The following is an 18,748-nucleotide window of genomic DNA, read 5'->3' as shown; positions in this document are numbered from 1 at the left end:
GCTACATCAGTCCACCACTCCATCCCCGTCGTCTCCGCATCACTGGGCGGCCCTCGTGATCCGGGCGCTGCTCGGCCGGCGCCGGCGCGAGCGCCGGCAGGCCGCAGCCACCGAACCAACGCCCGCCCAGCAGCCCGCGCCGATGGCCGCCGTCGCCGACCGGTTCGCCATGCAGGTCCTGGTCCTGGCTGAGCAGCAGCGCCAGGCGCTCGACCACCTCGAACGCGACGAGCGCGACGCCGACACACTCAAGCAGCTCTACGAGGTCGACCACGCGGTGGCCCTGATGCGGCGCGCAGCCCGCGAACTGCGCGTTCTCGCCGGCCACGACGAGACGGAACTGGGCGGCGCCCCCGTTGCGCTGATGGACGTCATCCGTATGGCGACCTCCTCGATCGAGTCCTACACCCGCGTTCGGATCGGCTCCGTGGCCGAACTCGCGGTGCTGGCCTACACGGCCGACGACATGGCTTCGCTGCTCTCCCCGCTGCTGGACAACGCCACCCGCTACTCCCCGTCCACGGTCGACGTCAGCGCCCACCCCACCGAGAGCGGTGGCGTGGTGGTCCGCGTCGTCGACGCCGGCATCGGCCTCAAGGCCGAGCAGGTCGAAGCGCTCAACGCGACGATGGCCCGAGACGTTGCCCCGCTCGACGAGCAGGCCGGCACGCACACCGGATTCGCGGTGGTGCACCGGCTGGCGCGCCGCCACGGCGTGCGGGTCAGCTTCACCGCCCGCCACTCCGCCGGCCCCGGTGGCTCCGGCGGCACCACGGTCGTAGTCGCACTGCCCGCCCAACTCGTCTGCGACCTCCCCCAGCAGCCGGAGGTGGGCGAGTTCCCCGCCCCCGCCGGGACCGATACCCCGGCGCGCCGCAGCGACAAGACGGGCACTGTTCCCCGGCACCTCAGGCTCGCCCCCGGAGAGCTCGACTCGGCACCGGAGGCGCCGCCCGAGCCCCCACCGCCGCAGCGCCCGGCCGCGGGCGAACTGCCACGGCGCGAACCCAAGAGCCTGCGCCGCCGGCCGGCCGCCGGCGCGGGCAGCGGTGGCTCCACGCCCCGACCCAAGCGTCCCCTGGCGCGCGAGGACGGTTCCGGTGGCGGGTCGTTCGCCGACGACCTTGACAGCTTCGCCGCTGGAGGGCGAGCCGAGTCCGCCGCCGACCCGGCCGCGCAGCCGCCCGACCACCGCCCTGAAAGCTAAAAGAGGCCCCTGTTGAACAGCGTTTCCGAAGAGCCCCGCACGCCGGATGAGTTCGGCTGGCTGGTCAACGACTTCGCCACGTCCACCCCCGGTGTCGCCTACGCGCTGATCGTCTCCTCCGACGGGTTGCCGCTCATCACCTCCAGCGCCATCCCCACCGACCTCGCCGACTCGCTGGCCGCCATGACCAGCGGCCTGCTCAGCCTGGGCACCAGCATCGCCCACCATGTCGACGAGCCCCGGTGCGAGCAGGTGATGCTGAAGTTCTCCGCCGGGCACTTCCTGTTCATGGGGATCGGTGACCTCGCCGGTCTGGCCGTCCTGGTACAGGAGGGGGCCAACCTCGGCGTCATCGCCCACCGGATGACCCAGCTCGTGGCCAGCGTCGGCCATGTGCTGACCCCGCAGTTACGCGACGATCTGCGCAGCCGCTCCCAGGAGGGGAGCGCGTCATGACGGGGGCCCATAGCCAGGCGGGAGAGCGTCTATGACGGTCAACCCATGGGTGCGACCCTACGTGCTGACGGGCGGACGGACCCAGCCGCGGCAACGGCTGTTCGTTCACACGCTGGTCGCCGTGCCGCACTACGACCCCGAGTACGCCCACCGGTTGCCTCCCGAGGCGCGCCGCCTCTACGAGCGTGCCCGCAGCGCCGTGCAGTCGGTCGCGGAGCTGTCCGCGCACTGCGAGGTGTCGCTGGGCGTCACCCGGGTGCTGCTGGGCGACATGGCGGCCCGCGGTCACCTGGTCATCAACCCGGAGACCTATTCCTCCCCCTACGACCCCCGCCTGCTGGAGAGAGTCATCGATGGGCTTTACGAGCTCGCCTAGCCCGGTGCCGCAGCTCACCTCGGCCAAGATCGTCGTCGCCGGCGGATTCGGCGTCGGCAAGACCACTCTGGTGGGCGCGGTCTCGGAGATCCCTCCGGTCAACACCGAGGCGTGGATGACCCAGGCCGCCAAGACCGTCGACCCGCTCACCGGCGGCACCGACAAGGTCACCACCACGGTAGCCATGGACTTCGGCCGCATCACCCTGGCCGACGACCTCGTGCTGTACCTGTTCGGCACCCCGGGCCAGGCCCGGTTCTGGCCGATGTGGGACGACCTGTGCCGCGGCGCGAGCAGCGCGGTCGTCCTGGTCGACACCCGGCGCCTCGACGTTTCCTTCGCCGCGGTCAACTACTTCGAAAACGACTCCGACGTGCCCTTCATCGTCGCCGTCAACCTGTTCGACGGCCACTGTAGCCACGACCTGACCGACGTGCGCGAAGCGCTCCAGCTCGCCCCGGAAACCCCGCTGGTGACCTGCGACGCGCGCAGCCGCGGCTCGGTCGTGGAGACCCTGACCGTGTCGTTGTCGCACACCATGCGCCAGGCCGCCCCGGCCACCGCCGCCCCGTCACGGCACTGATCTCGTCCTCCCCTCAACGAGAAAGGCAGAAATGCGCAGGATTTTGATCGTCGGCGCCGGGCAGGCCGGCCTCCAACTCGGGTTGGGCCTGCTCGACGCGGGCTATGACGTCACCATCATGTCGGCGCGCACCCCCGAGGAGATCCGCGGCGGCCGGGTCATGTCGACCCAGTGCATCTTCGCACCCAACCTACAGATCGAACGCGACCTCGGACTCAACCAGTGGGAGGAGCAGGCCCCGCGCATCGTCTCGCAGCGGGTGGCCCTGTCGGACCCGCCGGGGAAGCTGGCGTTCGATTTCGTGGGGCGTTGGGACTCCTACGCCCAGTCCGTGGACCAGCGGGTCAAGATGGCCGCCTGGCTGGAGCTGTTCGAGGAACGCGGCGGCGAGGTCGTCTACCACGGCGTCATGACCTCCGAGCTGGAGGGGCTGTCGGCCATGTACGACCTGACGATCATCGCCGCGGGCAAGGGCGAGCTGGTCGAGCTGTTCGACCGCGACCCCAGCCGCTCCCCCTACGACAGCCCGCAGCGGATGCTGTCGTGCATCTATGTGCACGGTATGACGCCCCGGCCCGACTACCCGGAGCCGCACGTGCGCATCAACGCGCTCCCGGGCCTCGGTGAGCTGTTCGTCATCCCCGCCTACACCAACAGCGGTCCTTGCGACATCCTGTTTTGGGAGGCGGTGCCCGGCGGCCCGCTCGACTGCTGGTCGGATCGGCCCGCCCCCAAGGAGCACTTGGAACGCACCCTCGACCTGGCGCGGCGCTACGTGCCGTGGGAATACGAGCGTTGCCTGGAGGCCGAGCCCGCCGACGAGCGCTGCTCCCTCGTCGGCGGCTACACCCCGGTGGTGCGCCACCCGGTGGCGCGGCTGTCGGAAACCTCCCACGTGCTGGGCATGGCCGACGTGGTGGTCGCCAACGACCCCATCACCGGCCAAGGCGCCAACAACGCGGTGCGCTGCGCCGACATCTACCTGCGCGCCATCGTGGACCGCGGCGACCAGCCCTTCGACCCGCAGTGGATGCAGCAGACCTTCGACGCCTACTGGAACTACGCCCAGCACGTGACCGCCTTCACCAACATGATGCTGGAGCCGCTACCCGAGCACGTGCAGCGCACCCTGGCCACCGCCGCCCACAACCCCGCCGTGGCCTACCGCTTCGCCATGGGCTACAACGACCCCACCGACTTCGAGCACTGGTTCGTCGACCCCGCCAAGACCGACGCCTACCTCGCCTCGGTCGCCGACCAGGACCACACCGCCTGAACCGCTTCGGCGTCGGCCCCGCGCCCCGGCCGGGTTCTGTTGTTCGGACGGCTGGGGTGCGGGGGGCTGTGGGGGTGTTCGTCGTTCGCTCGTGCCTCGATCGCTCCGCGATCTCAGCAGCCAGGGGAACGCTCAACTACCGCGTGAACTCAAAAATCACGCCACACCGAAAAACTTAACACCTAAAAATCAACCAACCGCCGCGGAAACCCTAAAAACCCTCTCACTCGAGAGTGCCGCCCTTCCAACTACCCCCACAAGAAAAACCCCTCCACTATCTCACTCAACAAACACACCACACCCCCCGCATCCCCTGGCTGCTGAGATCGCGGAGCGGTCGAGGCACGAGTGGTGGGGTGTTTTTGTGTCTGTCCGGTTGCTAGGGCCATGAAGTGAGCAAGACACGAATGAGTGAAGAATACTCCCGTGTCTCCTTGGTTGTTGAGGTTGTGGAGCGGTCGAGGCACGAGTGGTGGGGTGTTTTTGTGTCTGTCCGGTTGCTAGGGCCATGAAGTGAGCAAGACACAGACGAGCGAAGAATACTCCCGCGCATCCCCTGGCTGCTGAGATCGCGGAGCGGTCGAGGCACGAGCGGTGGAAGAACAAACGCGCCCACCCTCAGAGTTGTCAGAGCATTTCTCGTTGTATGAACACACAGGACTCCTGGGAAGACGTTTCCCACGAGCTGGTCGTGTACCTGTCAAGAAAAACCCTGTGGACACCGACCAACAGCATCGCCCGTCGAGGTTCGGTGGAGCTATGGTCAACACTCTTCCTCGGTACGGGGAGCCGCTGCGCACGAATGACCCCCGGCGCCATATCCGTGACCACGGTGCTTCGCTGCTGGAGCGGGCGCGTGAGTTGGCCGCGGCTATGCCCCACGCGGTACTCACCGGCTGCACCGGGGCCGCTGTCCACGGCATGGACGTCCTTCCTCCGGGCGTGGCCGAGAGCTGCTGGCCGGTGGAGGTTGTCAGGAAACCCGTCTCTGATCCTTCTCGCGAGCCTCGCATTCCCGGCGTTGTGTTGCGTTCCGGTCCCCTCACCCCTGTGCAGGCCACTGTCGTGGCCGGGTTGCACGTTGCCCCTTTCGAGTGTCTTTTCGTCGACACGGCACGCCACCTTCCCCGTCCGCAAGCTCTGGCTGCTGCTGACCAGCTCCTGGCTCACGGGGCCGATCGCGGCTTGACCGAGCAACTCTGTGGCTCTCTGCGGGATAGTTATCGGATTTGCCAAGCCAGAGACGTGCTGGCCATGGCCGATCCGCGTGCCGAATCACCCGGGGAGAGTTGGGTTCGCTGTCTGGTCGTGGACGCCGGCCTGCCCCGACCGCAGTGTCAGATTCCTTTGAGTGGTGGAAAGCTCCGTCTCGACATGGGATATCCGCAGTGGCGCCAGGCTGTCGAGTACGACGGCTGGGAACATCACCGGCGCACTGCCCGGCAGGCTGAACTCGATGAGGAACGGCGGCGGAGAATCGCGGCCGAAGGCTGGAGGGTGCTGGTGGTCACCGCTGAAACCGTGCTCTGTAGCCCGGAGGATTTCCTCTGGCCCTTGCGGGATCGGTTGCTGGGGGCAGGGTGGCAGCCGCCGCGTGGTTGGCTGAGTGTCGTGCGGCGTCGGATCAACTACATCGGTATGAAGTTTCGACAAGCCCGCGAAACGGGGACGCTGCATCTGCTTTAGGTGACGCTTCGATCGTTCTCCCGTGGGGAGGTTCCTTGGTTCGCGTAAAGGGTGGTTTTTAGGTATCTCGCCGCTCGTGCCTCGATCGCTGCGCGATCTCAGCAGCTAAGGAGGTGCGGGGGTGTTTTTTGTTCGCTCGTGCCTCTACCACTCCACACCCTCAACAACCATAAAGGCGCAAGGGCATTCGTCGTTCGCTCGTGCCTCGATCGCTGCGCGATCTCAGCAGCTAAGGAGGTGCGGGGGTGTTTTTCGTTCGTTTGTGTTTTGATCGTTGCGTGGCCTCGGTAGTCAGGAAGGTGCAAAGGCGTCCCGTCGCTTGTGTTTTGGTCGCTGCGCGATCTCAGCAGCCAGGGGGTGCTGGGTGTGTGGTGTGTTTATTGAGTGAGATGGTGGGATGGTTTTTCTTTTGGGGATAGTTGGAATGGTGACACTGGCGAGTGAGAGGGTTGTTGGGATTTCCGTGATGGTTGGTTGATTTTTAGGTGTTGAGTTTTTGGTGTGGCGTGATTTTTGAGTTTACGCGGTGGTTGAGCGTTCCCCTGGCTGCTGAGATCGCGGAGCGATCGAGGCACGAGCGGTGGGGGGCTTCTGCGCCTCCCTGGTTGTTGGGGCCGTGAAATGGTTAATGTATAAATGAGTGAAGCCCCCCACACTCCCGGCTGCTGAGATCGAGGAGCGAGAGACGGGGCACTCCTGCGTCCTCTGGCTGCTGAGATCGCGGAGCGGTCGAGGCACGAGCGGCGGGAAACTGTTGAACCATCGTCTTGACAGACTGTGGCTCAGCCAACCCGCTGCCGCGGGGCTGGCGACTTCCGTGGTTAGGTCGTGGGCGTGGGGTTGTCGGTGCGCTCGGGAAATGACCTCTGCCCGCACTCTGCCTGCTGCTGCGTGCTAGGGCTCGGGGGGCCGGGCCGGAGGCGACCAGGAACACCCGGGAAGGTGTCGACGGCGAAGAGGCCTCATGTTCGAGCGGAGCCATCACTTTGCCCTGTTCGGCGTGATCACTGACCCGTCACTGAGGTTCCTGCGGCAGTGGAGCCGTCACCTCGCCCCGTTCGGTGGGGGATTCAAACGCCGCCGCCGGCAGGGTATGGCGCTGGGCAACGTGCGATGAGTCCGGATTGTCCGAACGCCTCGTTCTCGCTGGGTGTTCGTGACACGATATGACCTCACCCTCGTTGCCCCCGGTCCGCACGAGAAGGTCTAACACGAGAATAGGGAGCCGCCCCATGCCCTCCTTCGCCACGGCCGCTCTGGACACGCCCGCTGACGGTTCTTTGGTCGAGGTGCGCGGGCAGCGTTGGGTGGTCGGCCGCCGGGTTCCCGGTGAGGCCGGGTACATGCGGCTGGATCTGCAAAGCGTCGAGGATGGCCGCTACGGCGAGACGCTGTCGGTGATCTGGGAGTTGGAGCCGGGCCGGCGTGTGCTGCCGGCGGGGTCGCTGCCCGAGGTGGCCCGGCACGGCTTCGATCCGCCCGTTCGGCTGGCGGCTTTCTTGGACGCGGTGCGCTGGTCGGCGGTCACTTCGGCCGATGTGCGCCGGTTGCAGGCGCCGTTTCGCAGCGGCGTCGCGGTGGAGGGTTACCAGCTTGAACCGGTGGCCCGTGCTGTGGAGGCTCCGCGCGTCAATCAGTTGCTGTCCGATGATGTCGGTTTGGGTAAGACGATCGAGGCCGGCCTGGTCGCTTTGGAGTTGGTGCTGCGCCACCGCGCTAAACGCATCATGATCGTGTGCCCGGCGGGGCTCACGCTCAAGTGGCGTGACGAGATGCTGGACAAGTTCGGCCTGGATTTCACTGTGGTTGACTCTGGCCAATTGGCTCGGCTCAAACGCAGCCACGGCGCGGCGGCCAACCCTTTCCACGTCTACCCGCGCACGATCGTGAGCCTGCCGTGGCTGCGTGGTGCCAAGGCCCAACGCCTGCTTGACGAGGCGCTGCCGTCTGAGGCTGAGCCCACCGACCGGTTTTTCGACCTGCTGATCCTGGATGAGGCCCACCATGTGGCCCCGGCCGCGCCTAAGCAGGCGTATGCGGTCGATTCTCAGCAAACCAAGCTCATCCGGCGACTCGCCCCCCACTTCGAGCACCGGCTGTTCTTGTCGGCCACGCCGCACAACGGCTATCCGGAGTCGTTCACCGCCCTGCTGGAGATCATCGACGATCAGCGTTTCGCCCGCGGTGTGGCCCCCGACCCGGCGGCGCAGCGCGAGACGGTGGTGCGCCGCCTTAAGAGCGACATCACCTGGCCTGATGGCACTCCGCGTTTCCCTGAGCGCGATGCCCGCGCGCTGGCCGTGGAGTATCCCGACGGTGAGCGCGAGGCTCACGCTCTGGTGGAGGAGTTCGCCGCGACCCGCAGTCGCCGCCTGCCGCGCCCGGCTGGGCGTAAGGCCGCCGACTTGGTGACGCTGCTGTTGAAGAAGCGGTTGTTCTCTTCGCCGCGTGCGTTCGCCCACACTGTCGGCGTCTACTTGGACACTCTCCAGACCAAGGCGACGAGCACGCCCGAGCCGGCGCCCGAGCCTGCCGAGGAGGTGCCGGCGTGGCTGGCGGACTTCTTCGACGACACCGCCGTTCTCGACGATGAGGCGCTCGCCGAGGCTGAGGAGGACGCGCTGGGCCGCTCGACCCGGTTGCAGGAGGACCCTACCGAGACCGAGATCGCGCTGCTGGAGGAGATGGCCCAGTGGGCCTCTCGCCACGAGGCGATGCCCGATGCCAAGGCTCGGCGGTTGATCGACTACCTCACCGCGGTGTGCCGCCCCGATGGGCAGACTTGGACCAACGAGCGCGTCATCGTCTTCACCGAGTACCGCGACACCCAACTATGGCTGGCCGATCTGCTGGCCCAGGAGGGCCTGGGCGGCGAGCGGGTCGCGCGTCTGTACGGCGGCATGGACCCTGAGCAGCGCGAGCTGCTGCGGCTGGCTTTCCAGGCCGACCCCGCCGAGCACCCGGTGCGTATCCTGCTGGCCACCGACTCGGCCAGCGAGGGCATCGACTTGCAACGCCACTGCCACCGCCTGGTCAATTACGACATCCCTTTCAACCCCAACAAGCTCGAACAGCGCATCGGCCGTATCGACCGCTACGGCCAACCCCACACGCCCGAGGTGCGCCATTTCATGGGTGTGGGCACTGGCCGCCACGACGCCGACATGGAGTTTCTGGCGCGGGTGGCCACGAAGGTCGCCCGCATGGAGGAGGATCTTGGCAGCGTCAACGCCGTGCTGGCCGGCGCGGTGCAGCAGCGCATGCTCGGCCAGATCGACGACCTCGACATCGAGAACGCCGCCGAGACCACCCGTTCCCGCAGCCGCACCCTCGCCTCCGACTCCAACGTCGACGAGCAGGTGCAGCGGCTGCTGCGCGACCTGAATACCGCCGTCGAGCAGTTGGGTATCACTCCCGGTAACGTGCGCCGCGTCGTCGACACCGCCTTGGAGCTGGACGGTGAACAGCCGCTGAGCCCCCATGTCGACGAGCGCCGCCTCGCCGAGGGACTGTTCGAGGTGCCGCCGCTGACCAAGTCCTGGGCGCACGCCACCGAGGGCCTCATCGACCCGTTGGAGCACCACCAGCGGCCCGTCACCTTCGACCCCGACACCGCCCGCGGGCGCGACGACGTCGTCTTGGCTCACTTGGGGCACCCGCTGGTGGCCATGGCCACCCGGCTGCTGCGCGCCGCCGTGTGGAGCGCCAACTCCGGGCTGCATCGGGTCACCGCCGTCGTCAGCGACGACTCCCGGCTGGAACACCCGCTCGTGGCGGCCTTCAGCCGTTTCGTGCTCGTGGGCGCTGACGGTGTCCGCCTCCATGAGGAGGTGCTGCATGCCGGCGGTTGGCTGGGCGAGTCGGGCCGGTTTCGCCGCCTGGACAACCTCACCACGCTCGGCTCCATCCTCGATCGGGCCCTCACCCACGGCACCCCGGCATCCCCGGTGGTGCAGGATCGCCTCGTCGACGCCTGGCCCGCCGCCCGCGACGGGCTGCTGCGCGCGGTCGACCGCCGCACCGCCGACCGGCGGGAATCCCTCGAAAACAAGCTCAATCAGCGCCGCGACGGCGAGCAGCGTCGTATCACCACCAACTTCGAGCGTTTCGCCGCGACTCTGCGCGACGCGCTGGCCCAAGACGAGGAGGACGCCCTGTTCAGCCGGGCGGAGGTGGCTAAAGACAGTAAGGAGCTGGCGCAGTACCGCCATGACCGCCACAAGTGGCGCCAACGCCTCGACCAGCTCGACGCCGAACGCGACCGCGAGCTCGCCAAGGTCGCCGCCCGCTACGCCGACCCGCAACCGCTGTCTTTCCCCGTCGCTCTCGTCTTCGTCGTGCCCACCCGGGAGGCCACTCGATGAGGCCAGGTGCCAAACGCACCACCACCGGCGCCGACCGTCGCCGCGTCCACCAGGACTGGCTCGACTTGGTCGAGGTCAACGGCCCTTTCCTGTCGCTGCCGGTGCTGCTCAAACACTGGCCTGACCTGGAGGCCGTCGACACCCGCACCCGTGACCGGCTGCGCCGCGAGCACGCCGACTGGCTGTCCGGCGCCGGCCGCGACCCCTGGATCGGTTTCGTGTTGCGCGAGCTGTTGGGCTGGGGCGACGACGTAGGCTTCGCCGGTGCCGCCGAACACGACCTGGGCTATCTCGCCATGGACGTGGCGGCCCACGAGACCACCGTCGGCCCCTCGTTCGCGCTGCTGGAGCCGGGCAGTAAGGACCCGCTGCTGCTGGGCCTGGTCAGCGACGGCCCGCCTACGCGCCGCGTCGCGGGCTCGTCGTGGTCGGCCACCCCTGCCGACCGGCTCGCCCTGCTGTGCCGCCACCATGGCGTCGAATTGGGGTTGGCCACCGACGGGCGCTGGTGGACTCTGGTGTGGGCGCCGCGCGGCGGCGTCACCACTACGGTCACTTTCGACGCCGTCGACTGGCCCGCCGCGGCCGAACGTGTGGTGGTGCGCGCGTTCTGCTCGCTGTTGGAGCGCCGCCGCTTCCTGGCCGTGCCCGAGGAGGCGCGACTGCCCGCGCTGCTGCGCGAAAGCCTCGACCAGCAGGAGGACCTTACCGAACGGCTCGGCGTGCAGGTGCGCCAGGCTGTGGAGATGCTGGTCGCCGCCGTCAGCCGCGCCGATGTCCACGCCCGCGACCGTGGCGGCACGGGCCTGGGCGAGGTCAGCGCCCACGACGTCTACCGGGGCGCGGTCTCGGTGATGATGCGCGTGGTGTTCCTGCTCTTCGCTGAGGAGCGGCGCCTGCTGCCCTCCGACAACGAGCTGTACGCCGAGGCGTACTCGGTGAGCCGGTTGTATGAGCAGTTGGAGCAGCGGGTGCGCGACGCCGGCGGCAACGCCGGCGAGTTGGAGCACACCCACCGCGCCTGGCACCGGCTGCTCGCCCTGTTCACCGCCGTCTACTCCGGTGTGGACCACCCTGACCTGGAACTGGCCGCCCATGACGGTTCGCTGTTCGACCCGGCCGCTTTCCCGTGGCTGGCCGAGGGGCTGGACGGTCGCCCGTTGCCGGTCGACGACCGCACCGTGCTCCAGATGCTGCGGGCTGTCCAGCACGTCACCATCGGCAGGGAGCTGCGCAAGGTCACCTTCCGCGCCTTGGACGTGGAGCAGATCGGCTACGTCTACGAGGGTCTGCTCGACCACGACGGCTACCGTGCGGCTCAGGCCATGGTGGGCTTGATCGGCAGCAAGGAGGGCAGCGAGGCCGAGGTGCCGCTGGCCGAGCTGGAGGAGCTGGCCGCCGCCCACCCGGCCGCCGACGAGCTGGCCGGCGAGTTGGCGACCCGCTATAAGGACGCCAAGATCGGCACCGCCAACGTGCTGACCAAGAAGCTCCAGCCGTTGGATGACGAGGAGCGCGCGGTGGCCGAGACCAAGCTTTACGCCGTGGCCAAGGACCACGATCTGGTGCGGCGGCTGCTGCCGTTCTACCGGATCATCCGCCGCGACCTGCGCGACGATCCTTTGGTCTTCCTGCCCGGCGCGCTCTACATGACCGAGTCGGCGCTGCGCAAGAACACCGGCACCCACTACACGCCGCGTGACCTCGCCGAGAAGATCGCTGAAGGCGCCCTCGAACCGCTGGTGTACCGGCCCGGCCCGCTGGAGACCGCCGACCAGAGCCAGTGGAAGCTGCGCAGCGCTGAGGAGATCCTGTCGCTCAAGGTCGCCGACATCGCCATGGGCTCGGCGGCGTTCCTCGTCGCGGCCTGCCGCTACCTCGCCAACCGCCTCGTGGAAGCCTGGGCGGAGGAGGGCGACGAGGACGCCCGCGCCTACCGCGACGACACCTCCGACGCCGATGTGGCCATCGACGCCGAGGCCGACCCTCTCGTGGTGGAGGCGCGGCGCCAGATCATCGAGCACTGCCTCTACGGCGTCGACATCAACCCGATGGCCGTGGAGATGGCCAAACTGTCGCTGTGGCTGGTCTCCATGGACTCCGGCCGCCCTTTCACCTTCCTCGACGACCGCCTCATGGCCGGCGACTCGCTGCTGGGCATCACCTCACTGGACCAGTTGGAGGTCATGGACCTCGACGCCAAGCGGGGCAGGAAGATCCACGAGCGGGCACTGCTGGACTTCACCACGGGTGTGCGTTCCCTCGTCGACGAGGTCGCCCAGGAACGGCGCCAGTTGGCCGACATCGGGGACAGCAGCTTCACCGCCCTGGAGGAGAAGCGCCGCCTGCTCGCCGGCGCCAAGGAGAAGACCGCCCGCGCCGCCTTGTTCGCCGACCTGGCATCCGGTGCCGCACTGGCCACGGCGGGCAAGTCCGAGTCCGACCAGCGCCAACAAGTGATCCAAGCCGCCGACTACGCCCGCCGGGTCGATGAAGACACCCTTGACGCCGAGGAAAAGGCACGCGAGGCGGCACGGTCATGGCTGCGCACCGACCTCCCCAACGACGGCTTCGAACGCGAGCCCCTGCACTGGCCCTTAGTATTCCCCGAGGTGTTCGACGCCGCCCGTGAGGCAGGCGCGGGCTTCGACGCGGTGATCGGGAACCCGCCGTTTCTGGGAGGCCAGAAGCTCACGGGTTCACTCGGGCGCGCCTACCGCGAATATCTGGTCAACAGGCTGGGCCTCGGTGCTCGCGGTAGTGCCGACCTGATCGCCTACTTTGCCCTGCGCGCCCATGCGTTGCTGAACTCGGGCGGCCAGACTGGCTTGATCGCCACCAACACGCTCGCCCAAGGTGATACTCGCGAAGTCGGACTGGACCAGCTCACCGCGAACAACGTCACCATCCGCCAAGCCATCAAGAGCGCACCATGGCCGTCCAAGTCGGCAGTGCTGGAGTACGCGGCAGTGTGGGGCAGCCGAGCGGAACTCAGTGACAACGCCCAACGGATCGCTGATGACGTGGTGGTCCGAGGGATTACATCCTCCCTTGATCCCGCCTCGCGCGTCAGCGGACGGCCTTACCGTCTCGCAGAGAATATGGGTATCTCGTTCCAGGGGTCCAACATTCTTGGCTTGGGCTTCACAATGCCTCCGGAGCATGCTCAGAGGCTGATTGAAAAAGATCCCCGCAACAAGGATGTACTCTTTCCGTATCTCAATGGTCAGGACTTGAACTCACGTCCGGACTGCTCTGGTGGCCGCTGGGTTATTAACTTCCATGATTGGCAGGAAGAACGAGCTAAGAACTATCCAGAACCCTACGCGCAGGTGTTGCGAGATGTGAAGCCCCAGCGAGCTGGCGATAACCGTAAAGTTTATCGTGAGTATTGGTGGCAGTATGCAGAGAAACGTCCTGCCATGCTTGACGCTATCTCCGGACTTGATCGGGCGATCGTCCTTACGCTGGTGAGCAAGGTCGTTATGCCAGTGATGGTGCCGACTGGGCAGGTATTTGCTCATAAGCTTGGCGTCTTTGCCGCTGATGACACCGGGACGCTGGCCTTGTTGTCTAGCGCGCCGCATTACTGGTGGGCCATCAACCGCAGTTCAACGATGAAGGCCGATCTGAATTACTCACCCTCCGATGTGTTCGAGACTCTCGCTCGCCCGGAAACCACGGAGGAGATGCGAGACCTTGGCGACTGTCTGGACACCTTCCGTCGAGACCTGATGCTCTCCCGTCAGTCTGGACTCACCAAGACCTACAACATGGTCCATGATCCGAAGAACCGTGACACTGACATCGTCGAACTGCGGGAGATCCACCGGGCTATCGACGAGGCAGTGGTGCGGGCCTATGGCTGGGAGGACCTACTGGCTCAAGGGCTTGGCCACGACTTCCACGAGACACGGCAGGGCACCCGCTACACGATTGGTCCAGCGGTGCGTATCGAGATTCTGGACCGGCTGCTGGAGTTGAACCACGCGCGCTACGACGTCGAGGTCGAGCAGGGGCTACACGAGAAGTCCAACAAGAAGGGCACTGCCCCGGATGCGCTCTTCTAAGCTTTTCCGGGGCATTCCCGCTGCACCTAAAACCGTTCGATCTCCGCGAGGAAAGCGCGCCACTCCTGAGAGGAGATGGAAATCTGGCCTAGGTGGCGGTGCTGGGTATCACGGATATCCACAGCTTCGCTATCGGTGCGGCACTCGACACAATTGGGGTTAGCTCCGCTGAAGCTTGATTTCTTCCAAGATTGATCTATCAAAGCTCGTTCCTTATCGATTCGATCAGATTTAATGATTTCTGACTGCTGAGGGACTCGGCTTGGAGGTTTCCGAAGAGAGTGACAAGCTCGCCAGCTTGGGGGCCAGTGGTGACGTTGACACCACTCAGATACTCCTCGTGACCTACCAGTCGCCTGTCCTTCAAGGTCATTATCCGGAAAGAGGGAACTCCCGGGTACATGGGGGTATCACTAGGCAGCACGGACAGCCATATCGTTCTATCATCGATGAGGCTCATCAGGTAATCGAGCTGTTTGCGCAGCACCTCCGTTGATCCTGGAGCACGCCGCAGCACAATCTCGTCGACTACAAACGTCAGGGAAGCACCACTCACGGCTTTCAGGCGAGACGTACGCTGTTCGACCAGTTGCTCTACACGTTCGTCGCCCCACATGCGTAGGTTGCGCAGGCAGTGTCGAGCGTAGTCCAGGGTCTGGAGAAGTCCTGGAATAACCACATTTTGGTACTCACGTATCGCTACCGCCTGTCGCTCGGCCTTCTCGAAGTTGCGCCAGTCCTCGGGGATATCACGTTCATCGCTGAGTTCATCCCACAGTTGGATGATGGAGCCTCCGGCGGCGAGGGTCCAGTCGATGGCCTCAGCAGTGGCGCGACTGGGGACACGCCGCCCCGTCTCATAGGCCGCGATCGTGGACTCGCCCGTGTTGACAGCTTTAGCGAGCGCGCCTTGGGAGAGATCTGTCCGATTCCGGTGGTATTTGATTTGTTTTGCGAAGCGCTGCCAGCGCCCATCAGTGGTCATGCCTTGCATTTCCTTACAGGAGGAGTGCAACCCAATGCTGGGCTTTATTGGACTTACTCTTCTGCAAGATCACTAGCGCTCGCAACACCGATTACGGAACTGTGGATTTCGGAAGGCACAGCAGACCCCCGCGGCCATGAGGCGGCCCGGGGGCGTGGTCCCAACCTGGAAAAGGCAGGTGGAACATGTTCAAGCTTATCCGGAACCACTACCGAGCGCAGCGGGTGTGTTGCCTGCTGTGGATGGGGCGGTGATGGCTGTGACCGTGACCGAGGAGGCGTCGCCCCAACCGCTGCCGGAGACTCGACTGTCGGACCTGCCCGTCAAGCTGCGGCCGACCGCGCGCCGGTACGGCTACCTGTGGCAGATCCGCCACCATCCCGAGCGCCGCATGGCGCCCTACAGTGCCCGCCCCCGCTGCGGCGAGGGACGGACGATCCACACCGACACCGTCAGCATGCTGGAGCGGGTATTGGCGATGGTCGAGCGCCGGCTCGACGAGATGGACGCCGACGACTGCGACTGCCCCGACGAGTGCGCGTGCCCCGAGGCCCCGGAAGAGTCAGAACTCCTGGAAGCGGCCGACTCCACCGGGGAGAGCCCCGAGCGTCCCGACTCTCCGCCCGCGGCACCCGCCGAGCCGACCGAAACGCCCCAGCCGACCCCCTAGAGTCCGTCCGCCCGCCCTCCCGGCCCACCCCCACCCCCTCCGGGGGGTGGGACATCTCTGCGGTAAGCCACAACCTCAGATTTCGCAGTGACTCCCCTGAGGCAACTGAGAAGACTATGACACCTACGCCTGGGGGAGGGCGGCGAGCTGGTTGGTGATGCGGGCGATCTCGGCTTCGGTCTCCTTGAGGCGGGTGCGGACGTTTTCCACGACCGCTTCCGGTGCTTTGCTGGTGAACGAGGAGTTGGCGAGCTGCGCTTCGGCTGAAGCCTTGCGCTTCTCGGCCTCGGCCAGGTCCTTTTCCAGGCGCTTGCGTTCGGCGGCGAAGTCGACCGCGTCCGAGAGGTCCAGCTCCACGCGCACGCCGGCGACCTCGACCGAGGCCGTGGTGGAGAAGTCTGTCGTGGGATCTGTCAGTCGGGTCAGCGAACGGATGTGTTCCTCGAACCCGGTCAGTAGTGGGTTGGCGAAATGCAGGCGCGCGGGAACGCGCTGGCCGGGCTTGAGCCCCTGCTCGCTGCGGAACCGGCGGACCTCGGTGACGACCGTCTGCAATTCGCCGATGGTGTCCTCGGCCTCCGTATCGCCGAGGCTGATCTCAGCGTGCGGCCAGGGCGCGACGGTGATGGACTCCCTGTTGGTGAGGGTGAGCCACAGTTCCTCGGTGACGAACGGGATCACCGGGTGCAGCAGGCGCAACGTGACGTCGAAGACGTGGCCGAGCACGGCGCGGGTGTTCTCGGCCTCGGTCCCGCCACGCTGGAGCGGGGTTTTGGCCAGCTCGACATACCAGTCGAACAGCTCATCCCAGGCGAAGTGGTAGAGGAGGTCGCACGCGCGCGCGAAGTGAAATTCTTCGTAGGCCGTGTCCACCTCGGCGACGACCCGATTCATCCGGGAGAGAATCCAGCGATCCGCCGTGGACAGCTCCTCCAACGGCGGTAACGGACCGGAGAAGTCACCGCCGGTCAGCACCGAATTGGTCGTGGCGCCGTTCATCAGGGCGAAGCGGGTGGCGTTCCAGACCTTGTTGCAGAAGTTGCGCGACCCCTGCACCCAGTCCTCGCCGATGGGCACATCGGAACCGGGGTTGGCTCCCCGGGCCAGGGTGAACCGCAGGGCATCGCTACCGTAGGCGTCCATCCAGTCCAGCGGATCGACCGCGTTCCCACGCGACTTGGACATCTTCTTGCCGTACTGGTCGCGGACCAGCCCATGCAGGACGACGTCCTTGAACGGCACCGCTTCCTCGGGGCCGCGGTCGGCCATGGCGTAGAGACCGAACATCATCATCCGGGCGACCCAGAAGAACAGGATGTCGTAGCCGGTCACCAAGACACTGGTGGGGTAGAAGGCGCGCAGATCCTCGGTGTCGTCGGGCCACCCCAGTGTGGAGAACGGCCACAGCGCCGAGGAGAACCAGGTGTCGAGCACATCGGAGTCCTGGTACCAGCCCTCGCCCGTGGGTGGCTCCTCGTCGGGGCCGACACAGACCACCTCACCGTTCGGCCCATACCACACGGGGATGCGGTGTCCCCACCACAACTGGCGGCTGATGCACCAGTCGTGCATGTTGTCGACCCACTCGAAGTAGCGGGCGGCCATCTCCGGCGGGTGCAGCCGCACCCGGCCGTCGCGTACCGCATCCCCGGCGGCCTTGGCCAAGGGAGCGACCTTGACGAACCACTGCTGGGACAGCCGCGGCTCGACCACCGTGTCGCAGCGCGAGCAGTGGCCGACAGCGTGCAGGTAGGGGCGCTTCTCGGCGACGATGCGCCCTTGCTGGCGCAGCGCCGCGACCACCGCCGGGCGGGCCTCGAAGCGGTCCAAGCCCTCGAAGGGGCCGTGGGCGGTAACGATGCCGCGCTCGTCGAGAATCTCCAGGGCGGGCAGGTCGTGACGCCGCCCGATCTCGAAGTCGTTGGGGTCGTGGGCCGGGGTGACCTTGACCGCGCCACTGCCGAACTCGGGGTCGACGTGCTCGTCGGCCACGATCGGGATACTGCGCCCGGTGAGGGGCAGTTCCACCGAGGCGCCCACCAGGTGGCGGTAGCGCTCATCGTCGGGGTGCACGGCCACGGCCGTGTCCCCGAGCATCGTCTCGGCCCGCGTCGTGGCGACCACGACCGAGTTTTCGCCCTCACCGTAGCGGATCGAGACCAGCTCGCCCTCGTCGTCGCGGTGCTCGACCTCGATGTCGGACAGCGCGGTCTGGCAGCGCGGGCACCAGTTGATGATCCGCTCGGCCTGGTAGATCAGCCCGTCGTCGAACAGCCGCTTGAAGATCGTGCCCACCGCGCGCGACAGGCCGGCATCCATGGTGAAGCGCTCACGCGACCAGTCCACACTGTCGCCCAGGCGCCGCATCTGGCCGAGGATCTGCCCGCCGTAGTTCTCTTTCCAGTCCCAGACCCGTTCGACGAACTCCTCACGGGTCAGGTCATGGCGAGACTTGCCCTCGGTCGTGGCCAGGTGGCGCTCCACGAGGGTTTGGGTGGCGATGCCCGCGTGATCCATGCCCGGCAGCCACAGCGCTTCCAACCCCTGCATGCGGGCGCGGCGGGTGAGCGCGTCTTTGATGGTGTGGCCGAAAGCATGCCCCAGGTGCAGGGCACCGGTGACATTGGGCGGAGGGATCACGATCGAGAACGGGGGCTTGCCGCTCTTGGGATCGACCTCGAAGTAACCGGCCGCATGCCAACGTTGGTACAGCCGCTCTTCTACCTCAGCAGGTGCGTACTGGGTGGGCAGGCTAGAGGTGTGGTTCGCGCCGGTTTCTTCAGTCACAGAGCGCAAGTCTAGTGCCCGTGCGCAGCGCCCCCAAACCGCGTGACTGGTCTCAGCTGTATGCTGTTGACTCTTTTTTGACCTCTTGATTACTCTCAGAGTTCCCCTGAATACGATTCAGTAAGGGTCAGGTTGCGATGAGCACGCCATCGGCTGAAGAGAAGGTCGACAACCCCGAGTCCGACGCTGTCGAGTCGCCCGAAGCATCCTTCGAGGTCCCCGCTGAGGTCCTGATGGGCGGCGCTGAACCCGTCCCCACCGTCCAGATCAGCTAGACAGTCCAGACCT

General features: G+C 66.4%; 14 protein-coding genes. 11 read left to right on the top strand and 3 right to left on the bottom strand.

Annotated elements, in window-relative coordinates:
* Positions 1-55: 55 nt before the first annotated feature.
* The 9 genes from ABD848_RS18435 (at position 56) to ABD848_RS18395 (ending at position 14,018) form a co-directional block, all read left to right on the top strand.
* Entirely contained in the window at positions 56-1,207 is a 1,152-nt protein-coding gene (locus ABD848_RS18435; protein ID WP_344973912.1) for a sensor histidine kinase, read from the top strand.
* Between the two features lie 12 nt (positions 1,208-1,219).
* Complete coding sequence (locus tag ABD848_RS18430) at positions 1,220-1,663, top strand: roadblock/LC7 domain-containing protein (RefSeq protein WP_344973909.1); 444 nt, start codon at positions 1,220-1,222, stop codon at positions 1,661-1,663.
* A gap of 31 nt (positions 1,664-1,694) precedes the next feature.
* Complete coding sequence (locus ABD848_RS18425; protein ID WP_344973906.1) at positions 1,695-2,039, top strand: DUF742 domain-containing protein; 345 nt, start codon at positions 1,695-1,697, stop codon at positions 2,037-2,039.
* Positions 2,017-2,622 (top strand): GTP-binding protein, encoded by a 606-nt coding sequence (locus ABD848_RS18420; protein ID WP_344973903.1) that lies wholly within the window; start codon positions 2,017-2,019, stop codon positions 2,620-2,622. The genes ABD848_RS18425 and ABD848_RS18420 overlap by 23 nt, the downstream gene beginning before the upstream one ends.
* A 31-nt stretch (positions 2,623-2,653) precedes the next feature.
* On the top strand, positions 2,654-3,898 hold the full coding sequence (locus ABD848_RS18415; RefSeq protein WP_344973900.1) for a styrene monooxygenase/indole monooxygenase family protein: 1,245 nt from the start codon (positions 2,654-2,656) through the stop codon (positions 3,896-3,898).
* Positions 3,899-5,083: 1,185 nt separating this feature from the next.
* Positions 5,084-5,584: a hypothetical protein gene (locus tag ABD848_RS18410; protein WP_344973897.1), complete on the top strand. Its 501-nt coding sequence runs from the start codon at positions 5,084-5,086 to the stop codon at positions 5,582-5,584.
* A gap of 964 nt (positions 5,585-6,548) precedes the next feature.
* Entirely contained in the window at positions 6,549-6,701 is a 153-nt protein-coding gene (locus tag ABD848_RS18405) for a hypothetical protein (protein WP_344973894.1), read from the top strand.
* A 115-nt stretch (positions 6,702-6,816) separates the two neighbouring features.
* Positions 6,817-9,948, top strand: coding sequence for a DISARM system SNF2-like helicase DrmD (drmD, locus tag ABD848_RS18400; RefSeq protein ID WP_344973891.1), 3,132 nt, complete (start codon positions 6,817-6,819; stop codon positions 9,946-9,948).
* Positions 9,945-14,018 (top strand): Eco57I restriction-modification methylase domain-containing protein, encoded by a 4,074-nt coding sequence (locus ABD848_RS18395; RefSeq protein WP_344973888.1) that lies wholly within the window; start codon positions 9,945-9,947, stop codon positions 14,016-14,018. Before drmD ends, ABD848_RS18395 begins: the two co-directional genes overlap by 4 nt.
* Positions 14,019-14,044: 26 nt before the next feature.
* Here the strand turns inward: ABD848_RS18395 and ABD848_RS18390 are convergent, their stop codons facing one another.
* Together ABD848_RS18390 and ABD848_RS18385 are read right to left on the bottom strand one after the other, a co-directional pair.
* The gene (locus tag ABD848_RS18390) at positions 14,045-14,221 is read right to left on the bottom strand and encodes a DUF397 domain-containing protein (RefSeq protein ID WP_344973885.1); all 177 of its coding nucleotides are present in this window, start codon (positions 14,219-14,221) and stop codon (positions 14,045-14,047) included.
* The gene (locus ABD848_RS18385) at positions 14,218-15,003 is read right to left on the bottom strand and encodes a helix-turn-helix domain-containing protein (RefSeq protein WP_344973882.1); all 786 of its coding nucleotides are present in this window, start codon (positions 15,001-15,003) and stop codon (positions 14,218-14,220) included. Before ABD848_RS18385 ends, ABD848_RS18390 begins: the two co-directional genes overlap by 4 nt.
* 253 nt (positions 15,004-15,256) lie before the next feature.
* Between ABD848_RS18385 and ABD848_RS18380 the strand changes: the two genes are divergently transcribed.
* Positions 15,257-15,673 carry a hypothetical protein gene (locus tag ABD848_RS18380; protein WP_344973879.1) on the top strand — a complete coding sequence of 139 codons (417 nt, stop codon included), beginning with the start codon at positions 15,257-15,259 and terminating at the stop codon, positions 15,671-15,673.
* Between the two features lie 123 nt (positions 15,674-15,796).
* On the opposite strand, the gene ABD848_RS18375 is transcribed toward ABD848_RS18380, so the two are convergent.
* Positions 15,797-18,460 carry a valine--tRNA ligase gene (locus tag ABD848_RS18375; RefSeq protein ID WP_344973876.1) on the bottom strand — a complete coding sequence of 888 codons (2,664 nt, stop codon included), beginning with the start codon at positions 18,458-18,460 and terminating at the stop codon, positions 15,797-15,799.
* A 137-nt stretch (positions 18,461-18,597) separates the two neighbouring features.
* Here ABD848_RS18375 and ABD848_RS18370 point away from each other — a divergent pair, with 137 nt between their 5' ends.
* Complete coding sequence (locus ABD848_RS18370; protein ID WP_344973873.1) at positions 18,598-18,735, top strand: hypothetical protein; 138 nt, start codon at positions 18,598-18,600, stop codon at positions 18,733-18,735.
* Positions 18,736-18,748 lie beyond the last annotated feature (13 nt).

It is taken from the genome of Salinactinospora qingdaonensis, from assembly GCF_039539445.1.
Taxonomy (GTDB): Bacteria; Actinomycetota; Actinomycetes; order Streptosporangiales; family Streptosporangiaceae; genus Salinactinospora; species Salinactinospora qingdaonensis.
This window is presented reverse-complemented; position numbering and strand designations above follow the sequence as displayed.